Consider the following 12,426-nt stretch of genomic DNA (forward strand, 5'->3'; position numbering starts at 1 on the left):
TTAAAGTAGCAAGATTAGCCCAATCATAATTTTTCAGTCATTTTTTTTCAAATCTCAATCATTCTCAAACACTTGCTATGACTGGGCTCTCTCTCTTTCATTAAAAACTACTTTGTATAATATATAGTCTGTAAACAATTGATTTTATAACCGTTATCGTTCGATAAACGGATTCTTGTTGTGTTTTCTTTTTGATACAATGAATTTATAAAAAGGAGAGTGAAAAATATGTGTGAGGATTGTGACATGAGACCAGCTGTTGATTTTGTTTATTACCCGGTATGTGAAAGCTGTTTAAAACATCTTTTAGATGAAATTGATAAGCAGAATAAACGGTTATAATTTTATGGATGTAGATAATTCAGAAATCTTATTTATTTTAAGTAAAGGAATCAACACATTTAAAACAGAGTTAAAAATTGATCGACAGTTTAAAAGATATGATAATTTTGATATCGAACAAATAAATGAAGTTATCCTTTATTATAATACCTGTTTAAAACTATTAAGAAAAGAAGACTACACAAAGCTTTCATATCGAAAGTTAAGAAAACACCGCCTGATCAAATTAAGAAAAGACCAGCTAAATTAGCTAGTCTTTTTTTGTATTTTTTTTTCTATTTGTTGGATTTCTCTTGAAAGTTGCTTTAAGTATCTCATAAGTTCTTCTGGGCTCTCCTCTGTTTGACTAGGTCTCAAATTGTAAGGAGGGAAGTCGAAAAATTCTCTTACTGAAATATCTAGAGCGTCACATATATTTGTAATTGTTTTTATCGTCGGGTTTTTACTCTTACCTGTATAGATTGAGTTAAGAGTGCTTGGGGTCAAGTCTGCTAATGTTGCTAAACGATTGGGAGTTATTTTTTCTTGATTAACCAGTTCTTGGATTCTTTTTGAAACAAGAACGTTGTGTTGTTTTTGGTTATCAACCATTACTTCACCTACTCTCTAAACTATATAATATATACAAATGCGCGATATATCAAATGCATTTCATACGATTTATAGTTGACAATGGTTTATATATCGTATACAATATGTTTGTAAATACGATATATAGTATGGTTAAGGAGGGGTTTCAATGTCAAAAATTATCAAAGAAGAGAGTTATCAAGTCATTTATTGTTATCGCACAAAGTTCGGAACGTTCCACTCAAATACGATCGAAGGTTACTTTGATTATGGGCTAGCCATAGAACTACGAGAATCAACTGTTAATGTCCACGTTGATGGTTGTCAAATGATTGGCGCTTATGTGGTGCCTGCTGTTGAGAACAGCGACGATGCTTATTATTTAGAAGACTCAGACATTGATACAGAATCTTTACTACTTGATAAAACCAGTCCTATCTATGTGCCAAAAGGATTGTTTTATATATTAGATTATCAAACGAAAGGAGAGATTTTCATGTTTCAGAACACAGGTAAATTAATTTTCGATTCAGTAGAAGACAAAACTAGTGCTAAGGGGAATCCTTACAGAATAGTCCATATTATTGACCCATTGGACTATCAACGTCTTGAATATTTCGCTGATAATGATTTGAAAGTGAATTGTGTCAAAGGCGAAGAATGTACGTTAGTCCTGAAAGCCACTCGTCAAGGCTATTCAACAAATATGACTGCTTTAGCTGTTAATAAAAAGTAGGTGTAAGTTATGCCTGAAACATTGACAGATAAAGAACTTTTGGAAGTTACCAAAAAGCTTTTAGAAACGTATGAAAGTGAGCTAGAGCGTGAAAGTATTGAACGTGATAAACAGGATGTTGTCGATTCTAAGCAAGCTGAAATACTTGCTAAAGAGAAGGTAGCACAAGAAGAGAAAGAAACATTGTTTAACGAGACTTCGGAATTGGAAAAACAGGAATTAGTTGAGTTTAGAGCTAATCTGATGAAGTCTATCGACAAATTGGAACCCGTTAATTATATGGATCAATTTGTAACGCTTGATTCACGCTTACAGACCATTGAAATGAACACTAATGTTAGTGAGAGTATTGAAAATTCTAGTTTTTATGCAGATATTTCCATCATGTTTTTTTTATGGTTTATCTTTCCGGCAATTTTTATGTATAAAGCATTAGATTGGTTTTTTCATTGGATGTAAGTTGAATATAAATTAAAAATAATCGAAGGAGGGGTTTTTCATGACTTGGACAGCTGAAATGTTTGAACCAATTGTAGATGCAGCTAAAGCGTTCGTCCCAATCGGTATCGGTGTGGGTGTTGCTTACTTTGTTGTTGTGGGTGGCGCTAAAAAAGGTTTTGCGTTTATTCGTGGAATGTTTAAAGGGTAATTTGATGTTAAGGCTCATGCCTGACTTGCTAGGCTTAATTGCCTAGCTTTTTTTATTGATTAACTAATAGAAAGGTGACGGAAAATGATTAATTTGAAAAAAATTGGTAAATGGGTGACGATCGTTGGGCTAGTTTTTTTAGCTTATATCTTGCTCCCACTCATTCAATTGCTGTCGGGCGGTCTGATTCAGTTGGCGTTGGCAGTGCTGATTATGGGAGTAAGTCTGGCAGTGATTCGGTTTGGGGCGACAATGGCGTTTTATGGCATCAAGGGAGTGAAACCAGATTTCAGAGTTCTGCAGAAACTAGGGCGGAAGACGAAAACGGATGGATAGGAGATCTTTTAGATTGGCTGTTAGATGGTATTACGAGTCAATTTACTAAAATGTGGGATAACCTGAGAGACGAATTTGCCAATATGACGGCCATTTTTACTAGTCAAAAAGGGTTATTATCAGAAATTAATTTGCGGTTGACAGATATTAGGGAAGACTTGCGGTTTGTCAAAGCTGATTTAAAAGCAATGGCATCAATTACTAATCATGTGAAATTGCTTCATGAAAATTTTTTGACATATAAAAGTGTGTTTGAACTTCGTATGATTACGGTTATTGATACGATAACTAATTGGAAATTAACAGAACGATTGACTGAGGTTAACACTAATATAAAAAATGCTACTACTGCTGTTACTCGTGTAGGTGATTATATTGGCACTGATAGTGGTTCTAGTGGGTTGAATTATCAGTTAAGACAGTCATTAACTGTTTTAAAAAGTACGAATAGTTATATTACAGCGATAAATAATAGCCTTGGTAGTGAGATAAGTAGTACGGGGATAAATTACCATATTAGACAACTGGTGAGTAATGTTAAGAGTTCACTTAATTATATGCAGTTGATGTATTCAAGTTTGGGAAATGAATCCTCAAGTTCAGGAATTAATTATCATATGAGACAAGCAGTTAATCAATTGAAAAGTGTGAGTACTGTTTTAAGTGCTGTTTATACAAATCTTGGTACAGATACTTCTAGCACAGGGTTAAATTATCAAGTGAGACAAATAATGACGTATGTCAAAGATTCAGCGACTTATTTGGGGCATATATATACAAATTTAGGGTCTGAAGGTTCAAGCGTGGGGCTTAATTATCAAGTGAGACAGATTTTATCGGCTGTTAAAGCGATTAAACCGTCTACGGGTGGTTTTACCTTAGACGAGCTTGAGAAAATGCTTAAAAAGGCACTCAAAGAGATTGATTTTAAAATAAATATTGGGGATACCGTTAACGAAGCTGGTAAAAATATTTGGGACGTATTGGACAGTTTAACGGATGGCATTTTTGATTTAGGAAAAGAAATTGTGAAGGCAACTGCTGAGATTATCAAGGTACTGGCGGATCTAATTGGGGATATCATGAAAGAACTATTGAAATTAATTGTTCCTGATAATACGGATTTTATCGACAAGGGTTTTGAGGATTTGTCAGAGAAATTCAATAAAAAGTTTGAGGTTGTCTTTAAACTAAGTGGTGATATTAAGGCGTTATTCACTCCGATAGAAACGAATGCCTTCGATTCAATGAGTTTTGAGTATATGGGCACCAAAGCAGATATGAACCAAGCTAAGCGATCATTAGACCCCTATGCGTCAAAATTTAGAGTCTTAATGCAAATCATTATCTGGATTCTGTGCGTTATCGGTTGCTATCGTAAAGTAACTGGGAAAGGGGATTTAATTAATGATAGTTGAGTTGTTATTCAAGTTAATTGTAGGGCTCGTTGGTCTATTTTTGAACTTAATCCCCACGATTAATTTTGATATTAGTTTGCCTGATACGACTTATTTTAGACAGATCTTAGGGGCGATTAATTGGGTATTCCCTGTTGAGACGTTGGTTCAAGCTCTTGTCATTTGGTTCCTTTTCCAAAACTCACAATTTGGGTTAAAAATATTTAATTTCCTTTGGAAAAAGATTCCATTTTTAGGATAACTTATTTTTAGGCTCGGCGTAGCTTCACTTGTGAAGCAGGGCCGACCTAAGATAGTTACCTCAAATGAACCGGTTCAAACCATTAATAAATTAAGAAAGTAGGAGTTTTCAATGAAACTTGCTGAGTTTATCAAATATAAATATGTGGATGCCAAGTATGCCTTTACTTTAAAAAAAGAAGGACGTAAACCATTTACTGAGTATGGAATGACATTATACGCTGGTCGACAGGGTGGGGGTAAAACAATGAGCCTAGTTAAACGAGCTAATGAGTTAAGAGACGAATATACGGGGCTATTCATTGCTAGTAACTTCGGATATGAGTTTGAAGACTTTAGCCTTAATTCGTTTAAAGACATTTTAAAAGTGGTCGAATTAGCTCAATTACGTGATTCTATCGGTGTGCTAGTCCTTTGGGACGAGATTCAAAATGATGTGGACAGCTTTTCAAAGACACCAATTGAGATTCTAAGATTTATTACCCAACAGAGAAAACAAGGCGTGAAAATTTTAGCCACGTCTCAAGTCTTTACACGCGTTTCTAAGGCGATTAGAGAACAGACTTATGAAGTTGTCGAGTGTAAAACATTAGCTGGTAGATGGACGTTTAACCGCTATTATGACGCTGACGAGTACGAACTATACTTTGACAATCCTGATAAACGAAAAGAACGGTTATCTTGTAAAAAGCGTGATAATTTCATTCAAACTGATTTTTTACGTGGTTGCTACGATTCTTATTTAGTCATTCAAACTCTAAACGAAAAAGTGAAACAGGAGGATAAAAAACAAGTAATTGCGATTGGGGTTGAAGTTTAATGACAGATTATGTGAAAGCCTGTTGGTTTATTTACATTGTGGTAGCTATTCTTGCGATCATTTACTTTAAGTTCATGGATAAGGAGGATTAAACATGGAGATATGGCGCAAATTGGGAATTGATAAAGAATTAATTATTAGTGTTTTGTTTATCATTGTCATGTTTTTTATTTTAGGACAATTTGTCAAATAATTATTAATTAGCCTGGTTAAAGTGTGTAACTGCTACTGCAGTAAAGGTGTGTAACTTTTAGCCTGGCTATATTTTTTACTGTAGTAAGGTGAGTAACTTTTGCACGTGTGAAAGTGTGTAACTGCTCCAGGGGCAAAAAAATAGGAAAGAGGTTTTCTCATGGCTATTAAAGACAATAATTTTAGAATTTCAATCACGTTGACACCTCTACAAAATGAACGGATGTTGTATTTGCTAGATAAACTCAATGAACATCGGCATTGGAATAAGTACAGTAAAACAGATTTATTCACTAGCTTGCTAAATGAGCGGTATAAACAAGAAATCTATAAAGGCGGTGTCGAAAAATGATAGATGCACTGTTGGTATTTATATTAGTCCCTATTTTAATTTGGGCGTTGATTGTGTTGTTTAAACCGCTAATTAATTTAGTATTTCAAGATAGAATCGCAAAAGAAAAAGAGGATTTGGCAAACGAAATCATGAAGGCAATTAGGCTTGAAGTAGATAAAGAATATAGAGAGTCGATTGAAAAACATAAGGGTTGTTAGGGCTTGCCCTGACCGTCCCAACCGTGGGGCGCAATCCAAGGGAGATTAAAAGTTACTGGTAATAATAAGGTGACGTCAAAAACTTGCTAAATACACCATGCCCAACCACCTTGTTTACTTCTTTTGAACTTATCTTTTAAGGGGGTGATATTTTTGTTCTTTGATTTTGACTTTGTCATTGTCGAGAAGTTTGAACGCTATGAATCAAAACGAATTGACCGGAAACACCAACTACTAACGATTAAACTACCACACTCAAAACAAAAGTTATGCTTTGTTATTAATCGTTATGTTAATGTCCCCCATCTAAAAAAAGGGGATAGGGTGCGCCTGCGTTTAGAAATTTTTGTGCGGGGGAGGAGTACTACACCTTTGTTTAAAGTGGTCGCCATTTTCAAAGAAAATGTTGACTTTGTTGTTATTTAATTTTTGAGGAGTGACAAAATGACAAACGAAAATCCAAAAATAACCCCCTCCTCTAACAGGGGGGTTATGACATCATCACCAAAAACTCTAAGTGCTTGCGTTGACTGGTTTACGTGCACTTTTTTCTCTGCACAAAAATGGCAAGAACTGTGCGGAATTATGCAACTTAAAACAGGTCAATTTGTTGAGTCAGAAAAAGGGTTAAATGGTTATCGTAAAAGTGCTAGATGGGATCATATTGAAATTTACTATGAACCCCATGCTGATACTATGGGTATGTCATTAAATATGAGTGGGCAAGGGTGCCGTCAATTTGAATCAACGTTTGAGGAAAATCAATGGTCATGGTCAGATTTTTTTGAGTATGTGCTTGGTTATGATACACAAATCACACGCTTAGACCTTGCGTTAGACGATTTTAAAGGGTATTTCACGTTGAAACAGATTGAAAATAAGATAAAAACCGGCTGTGTTGCTAGTATTTTTAGGACAGCACGTAATTTTGAAGAACATTTGTTAGAAGACGGTTCGACTAACGGTCAAACGATTTATTTTGGAAAATCAGACGTTATGATTCGTTTTTATGACAAGTATAAAGAGCGGATTAATAAAGGGTATGCTCTCAAGGAAGATATCACATTTTGGCAACGGACTGAGATACAACTTAGACATGAGCGTGCTAATAAAGCAATTGAGACCATTGTTAGACGACCTGATGAGCTGGGGGAATTTATTAAAGGCGTGTTAAACCGTTATCTGGATTTCAAAATTAAAGGCAATGATAAAATTAAATCACGTTGGGAAACGGCTCGTTGGTGGAAACGTTTTATTGGAAAGGTTGAAAAAGTTTATTTAACTCAAGACGTGGCCGATAAAACCATTTTACGGACGAAAAATTGGATTGATTCTCAAGTATCTGGTTCAGTTGCGACACTATACGAAGCGTTTAACGATGATAATTTGTTCTTAGAATACTTACTAAAGACTGGAAAAGCTAAAATGACAGACCAACAAAAAGAGCTTGCTAAGGGCTTTAAATCTGATTTGAACCAACAATTAATGGTTAAAGGTGAAATGTTAGATAGCTTAAATCAGGTACTAACTAAAGGAAATCAAGTGTTTGGTGACGATTCTATGAACATTTCGCCAATTGATTACATAGATATGGTCGAGATTGAATCTGAAATGTTAGTCTCAAATCAGTTAAGAGATCTCGACGAACAAAAACGTATGCTCCAGAAACAATTTGATGAACAGCTGGCAACACAAAAACATTTAGAAACATTAATAAGTCGTTATGGCGAACTGCCAAATATGCCAATTGATAATCATACGAAACTCAACGGAACTTTTCAACAATACGATAAAGAAACTGGCGAACTTTTATTTTAAAGTAGCAAGATTAGCCCAATCATAATTTTTCAGTCATTTTTTTTCAAATCTCAATCATTCTCAAACACTTGCTATGACTGGGCTCTCTCTCTTTCATTAAAAACTACTTTGTATAATATATATTATGTAAACTAGAAATAAATATTTTCAAGATACCCAAATCAGCAAACGCTTCTCTTCTCCCCTCGAGTAATCTGTCGCTGAATTCTATATAATCCGTTACTCCTCAAAACTAAAAAATAATCAATTCAGCATGTTTCAAATGATCTGGATAACTCAAAATTATCTACAGTAATTTTTTTCTTTACACTCTTGAGGAATTCGGATATAATCATTATGAAACATATAGTTTTTCCTTTCTGAATGGGTTTTAGTCGATTTCATTCTAGTTGGAAACTACTATATGTTTCTAATTGTTTGCACTAAAATATGTTTAAATATTTTTTCTTCATCCACACCGTAAATTACACAAGCGTAAAGCCGAAATGGTAGTTTACATAATACTTATATTGTTAACTTAGATCCCCCGTTAAACAAACTTTTCCAACAATCGGCAAAAACATTTGAACACCTATGCTCGATAGATTGCTTTATTGATGCTGATAAGTTCCTCACTTGTTAAGTCCCTCCACTGCTCTTCAGGTAGTTTCCCCAGTTGAACGTTCATTATCCTCTTATGCTATAATGTAACGACCTAATAGTATAATAAGTGACACATTCTCCTAATTGGACGATTTAAACCTTGTTTATTGACTTGTTTTCTATGATAGATAATCCATAAAAGTAAAAATAATCCTAAGCAGAAATAAAAATACGCTTATAAGTCCAATAAAATCTTTCAATTGTATAATTTTATCCCGCATATTTCACTTATAATAAAGGAGTAGCAATTATCTCGAAGCAGATTAGTTGTATCCGCTTTCTGAGCGTGCAATCAATCTGTCAAATAATTAATTAGAGGTGTAAATGTATGGAAGAAAAACTAAATGTCGGGAGCGGACTAGCTCTAGATAAAAAGAAAAAAATGTCATCATCATTCGTAAAACAAGGTATTGCTGCTGGTTTTATATCAGCCATTACTTTTGGGCTCTACAGTACCGTCTCTGCTTATGCAATGGGATTAGAACCGATGGTTGGCATTGCCAGTGTCTTTGCAGTTCCTTTTGTGGCATCAGCGATCAATGATTCCATCGCTGCGATTTGGTTAGTGATTTTCAATACCATTAAAGGACGCTTTAAAGAAATCGGCAGAAGTCTCTGTACCATTCCAGGTCTAATGGTTATCTTAGGCGCTGTTTTTGGAGGACCTATTGCCAATGGTGCTTATTTAATCGGAATTGCTTCAGCGGGTGCTGCTGCCATCCCAATTTCAGCCTTATTTCCAATGTTCGGTGCAATTTTTGCCAGGATGTTTTTAAAACAGCAAATCTCTAAACGAGTGGGGATTGGTATGGCCATTTGTATTGTTGGAGCTATCTTAATCTCCCTCGACGGTGGTGGAAATGTAGGGACTAATTTCACTTTAGGAATTATCTGCGCATTAATTGCAGCAGTTGGCTGGGGATTGGAAGGCGTCTTTTCAGCTTTTGGTATGTCAATGATTGATTCCAATATTGCCATCACTATTCGTCAAGGTGTTTCTGGTATTTTATTTATTACTGTTGTCTTACCAATCTTCAAAGCTCTTGGGTTGTTTACAGCTGTTCTTTCTTCACCAAAAATCATGATTGTCATTGCGATTGGTGCCTTATTCGCCGCCGTGTCATTTTTAGCATGGTATATTGCCAACAGTAAAGTTGGTGTGGCAACGGGAATGTCTTTAAATAGCACTTATGTTTTATGGGGTGTTATTTTCTCAGCAATTTTCTTGCACACTACTTTAAGCCCAATGATGATTATCGGGGCCGTTATTATCACAGCTGGAGCGATCATCGTTTCCGTTAACCCCTTAGACTTTATTAAGAAAAAGGAGGCTTAGTCAATGTTACTACCAATTAGATCACGGGTATTGCATTTTCTTGCTACCCAAAAAAAAGCCGACATTGAACAAGTCATGGCTGGTCTCAAACCTGAATATGGAACAGAGCGTCAATTTAACGAGGCCAATTTTCTAGACCATCTTCTTTCGCTTAAAGAAAACGGCTTAATTGACGAAGCATCCTATGACTTAAATCAAGAAGGTAACTTGCAAATCGTCTATCAAATCAATCAAGATGGCTTAGATACCATTAACAAATACTTACCAAAGAAATGGCGTTTAACTTAAGACAAAGTCATTTATATCGTGACTCGAAAAATAATTAGAATACTTTCTCTATATTCCAAAAAAAGCGTCTGGGCGCTACTCCCAGACGCTACATATTAGGCTCACAATTGTTTTCGGTACTTAATCGGAGTAATTCCCATTTGATTACAAAACACACGATTAAAATACGAAGGATCATTGAATCCACATTCGCTTGAAATCCGATAAGAAGGATAATTGGTTTCTTTTAGAAGCTTACAAGCAAGTTTGATTCTAAGGTGATTGACATAGTCGGTATATGAAACACCTACTTCCTTTTTAAAGACACGACTAAAATATTGAGGCGTCATAAAAACATGGGCAGCAACAATTTCTAATGTTAACTGTGTGCGATATTTGTCTTCAATAAACTGTATCGCCTCTTTAATGAAACTTTGATAGTTCGCTTGCTCTGGCTCTTCTTTAGGCATTTCTGAAGATGTTAACGCAATGAGTTCCACTAATACAGCCACAATTTCTCTCGGATTCGCGGGTTTCAATAAGTATTTGTTGACGTTCAACTCAATCGCTTTTTGAGCATAAGAAAAATCAGAAAAAGCCGACAAAACCACAACTTTTACATCTGGTAAAAATGTTTTAATGATTTTTAAAGCACTTAAGCCGTCTTTTTCAGGGATTAAAATATCCATAAAAATAATGTTAGGTTGCTTCTCTTTCGCTAATTCGATCGCTTGATTACCAGTAATGCATGTCCAAACGTCAAATGCTGTTCCAACTTCCTTTTCTACTATTGTCGCTAAAAACTCACGCTCAATATCCTCATCTTCAACGATTAATATGCCACTCATTTTGTCTCACCTCAACTATTTTTCGGGATTTTTATCGCAATCGTACTACCACTATAATCCGACTTCGTGATAAACAGACCAAAGTCTGAACCAAAATATTTCTTTAGTCGACGGTCTGTACTACGAAATCCTAAACTCATTTTATCATCGCGATTAGCCTTTATCTCCTCTAAAACGCTTCTAGGAAAACCATTGCCATCATCCGCTACTGAAATAATAATGTGATTACCTGATTCTTCTGCCCACAAACGAATCGTGCCACCATCACGTTTTGGAGTTATTCCGTGAATTAATGCATTTTCAACGATCGGTTGGAGTGTCATGTTTAAAATATAGTGGGACCGAAGATGATCCGGAATATCAATCTTATAATTCAACCGATCCTTGAACCGCACTTTTTGAATATAGAGGTATTTTTTTATGTAGTCAATTTCTGATTCAATTGTATGAACTTGACTTTCTTGCTTCAATGTATAACGTAAAATATCTGATAGGCAATAAATCAACTCTTCTGTCGTATGAGACTCTTCAAAATACGCCGTTCTGGCAATCGAATTCAGAGTATTAAAGAGAAAGTGAGGATTAATGACAAGGGAATCATTTTTCGTTTCTAGTTCGACAATCTTTTTTTCAAGTATCTCTTTTTCAATCGACATTCGTTCCAGGTCATGGTGACCATCGATTATTTTTTCTTTAATATCCAATGCGATATTGTTAGCCACATGCCCACAAATTTGCTCATAGATTCGAATTTCTTTTTGGTCGACTGTTTTAAGAGCTGCCAAAGCCTTGGCAATTTTTTCGACTGCAACCCCTGTCTCCTGTTCAATTTGAGGCAGATCAAGTAAAAATTTCTTATACTCTGTTTCTGTTGAAAAAGCTTGAATACCAATAACATATCCCAAAATCTGCTCCTCAACAATAATCGGCATATAAATATTTTCTAAGCCATAGTCGCAGACATAACGATTATCGACTTGTTCATGTAGGCATTTTAAGCAATAATCACAAACTTGGTTACTACGCTCTTGACAAACGATTTTACAAAAATCCGGTACTGGATTAAATTCCATTAATATTTCCCCTAGATTATCGACTAATATTAGCGAGACACTAGAAATGGGAATCAAACTACTATACCGACTGTACAACTTATTGTCCACTAGTTGATGTAAAGGGTTCGCTACACTGTCCACTGAAGACACCACCTTAAATAGTTTTACAACTTTTAACTGTCGGGCTAAAGGTTGATGTATAAAGCGTTTACCTATTTAAACATACTATATAATTAAGACAATTACAAACTCAAAATGATAGACTTAAGAGGCTTTCCCTCTTAAGTCTATCACAATCATTGTGCCATTAAATTAAGCCTTTGTTGGCAAGATGGTTTCCACATCACCATGAGGTCGTGGAATCACGTGAACTGAAACTAACTCACCAATCCGTTGTGCTGCTGCAGCTCCAGCATCGGTTGCTGCTTTTACTGCTCCAACATCCCCTCGGACCATAACCGTTACTAAACCACCGCCGACTAATTCTTTACCAATTAAAACAACATTTGCTGCTTTAACCATGGCATCCGCCGCTTCTATTGATCCTACTAATCCTTTTGTTTCGATAAGTCCTAATGCTTCTGATTTCATGTTTGTTTCCTCCT

At 35.4% G+C, this 12,426-nt stretch carries 17 protein-coding genes; 13 read left to right on the top strand and 4 right to left on the bottom strand.

Annotated features, from left to right (window positions below; genetic code table 11):
* Positions 1–588 precede the first annotated feature (588 nt).
* Positions 589–933, bottom strand: coding sequence for a helix-turn-helix domain-containing protein (locus I6N95_RS11510; RefSeq protein ID WP_209527854.1), 345 nt, complete (start codon positions 931–933; stop codon positions 589–591).
* Between the two features lie 148 nt (positions 934–1,081).
* Between I6N95_RS11510 and I6N95_RS27055 the strand changes: the two genes are divergently transcribed.
* From I6N95_RS27055 to I6N95_RS11575, 13 genes are all read left to right on the top strand, one after another.
* A complete protein-coding gene (locus I6N95_RS27055; RefSeq protein ID WP_245249447.1) occupies positions 1,082–1,648 on the top strand; it encodes a hypothetical protein in 567 nt (188 codons plus the stop codon).
* Between the two features lie 9 nt (positions 1,649–1,657).
* Positions 1,658–2,107: a hypothetical protein gene (locus I6N95_RS11520; protein ID WP_209527857.1), complete on the top strand. Its 450-nt coding sequence runs from the start codon at positions 1,658–1,660 to the stop codon at positions 2,105–2,107.
* A gap of 40 nt (positions 2,108–2,147) precedes the next feature.
* Positions 2,148–2,297, top strand: coding sequence for a hypothetical protein (locus tag I6N95_RS11525; protein WP_209527860.1), 150 nt, complete (start codon positions 2,148–2,150; stop codon positions 2,295–2,297).
* 84 nt (positions 2,298–2,381) lie between these two features.
* A complete protein-coding gene (locus I6N95_RS11530) occupies positions 2,382–2,633 on the top strand; it encodes a hypothetical protein (protein ID WP_209527863.1) in 252 nt (83 codons plus the stop codon).
* Between the two features lie 50 nt (positions 2,634–2,683).
* Positions 2,684–4,051, top strand: coding sequence for a hypothetical protein (locus I6N95_RS11535; protein WP_209527866.1), 1,368 nt, complete (start codon positions 2,684–2,686; stop codon positions 4,049–4,051).
* Positions 4,041–4,292 carry a hypothetical protein gene (locus I6N95_RS11540; RefSeq protein ID WP_209527869.1) on the top strand — a complete coding sequence of 84 codons (252 nt, stop codon included), beginning with the start codon at positions 4,041–4,043 and terminating at the stop codon, positions 4,290–4,292. The genes I6N95_RS11535 and I6N95_RS11540 overlap by 11 nt, the downstream gene beginning before the upstream one ends.
* A gap of 111 nt (positions 4,293–4,403) precedes the next feature.
* Positions 4,404–5,111 carry an ATPase gene (locus I6N95_RS11545; RefSeq protein WP_209527872.1) on the top strand — a complete coding sequence of 236 codons (708 nt, stop codon included), beginning with the start codon at positions 4,404–4,406 and terminating at the stop codon, positions 5,109–5,111.
* Positions 5,112–5,463: 352 nt separating this feature from the next.
* On the top strand, positions 5,464–5,655 hold the full coding sequence (locus tag I6N95_RS11550; RefSeq protein ID WP_209527875.1) for a hypothetical protein: 192 nt from the start codon (positions 5,464–5,466) through the stop codon (positions 5,653–5,655).
* The gene (locus I6N95_RS11555) at positions 5,652–5,855 is read left to right on the top strand and encodes a hypothetical protein (RefSeq protein ID WP_209527878.1); all 204 of its coding nucleotides are present in this window, start codon (positions 5,652–5,654) and stop codon (positions 5,853–5,855) included. Before I6N95_RS11550 ends, I6N95_RS11555 begins: the two co-directional genes overlap by 4 nt.
* Before the next feature lie 153 nt (positions 5,856–6,008).
* Positions 6,009–6,281, top strand: coding sequence for a hypothetical protein (locus I6N95_RS11560; RefSeq protein ID WP_209527882.1), 273 nt, complete (start codon positions 6,009–6,011; stop codon positions 6,279–6,281).
* A gap of 18 nt (positions 6,282–6,299) precedes the next feature.
* Positions 6,300–7,673, top strand: a complete 1,374-nt coding sequence (locus tag I6N95_RS11565; RefSeq protein ID WP_209527885.1) for a replication initiation factor domain-containing protein — start codon at positions 6,300–6,302, stop codon at positions 7,671–7,673.
* 970 nt (positions 7,674–8,643) lie between these two features.
* On the top strand, positions 8,644–9,651 hold the full coding sequence (locus tag I6N95_RS11570) for a DMT family transporter (RefSeq protein ID WP_209527890.1): 1,008 nt from the start codon (positions 8,644–8,646) through the stop codon (positions 9,649–9,651).
* A 3-nt stretch (positions 9,652–9,654) separates the two neighbouring features.
* Positions 9,655–9,939 carry a hypothetical protein gene (locus I6N95_RS11575; RefSeq protein WP_209527893.1) on the top strand — a complete coding sequence of 95 codons (285 nt, stop codon included), beginning with the start codon at positions 9,655–9,657 and terminating at the stop codon, positions 9,937–9,939.
* A 101-nt stretch (positions 9,940–10,040) separates the two neighbouring features.
* Here I6N95_RS11575 and I6N95_RS11580 read toward each other — a convergent pair whose 3' ends face one another.
* The 3 genes from I6N95_RS11580 to eutM all read right to left on the bottom strand — a co-directional run bounded on the left by I6N95_RS11580 (position 10,041) and on the right by eutM (position 12,412).
* On the bottom strand, positions 10,041–10,766 hold the full coding sequence (locus I6N95_RS11580) for a response regulator transcription factor (RefSeq protein WP_209527896.1): 726 nt from the start codon (positions 10,764–10,766) through the stop codon (positions 10,041–10,043).
* An 11-nt stretch (positions 10,767–10,777) separates the two neighbouring features.
* Positions 10,778–11,962 (bottom strand): histidine kinase, encoded by a 1,185-nt coding sequence (locus I6N95_RS11585; RefSeq protein ID WP_209527899.1) that lies wholly within the window; start codon positions 11,960–11,962, stop codon positions 10,778–10,780.
* Positions 11,963–12,133: 171 nt separating this feature from the next.
* Positions 12,134–12,412 carry an ethanolamine utilization microcompartment protein EutM gene (eutM, locus tag I6N95_RS11590; protein ID WP_209527902.1) on the bottom strand — a complete coding sequence of 93 codons (279 nt, stop codon included), beginning with the start codon at positions 12,410–12,412 and terminating at the stop codon, positions 12,134–12,136.
* Positions 12,413–12,426 lie beyond the last annotated feature (14 nt).

This window comes from Vagococcus allomyrinae, from assembly GCF_017829975.1.
Taxonomy (GTDB): Bacteria; Bacillota; Bacilli; order Lactobacillales; family Vagococcaceae; genus Vagococcus_D; species Vagococcus_D allomyrinae.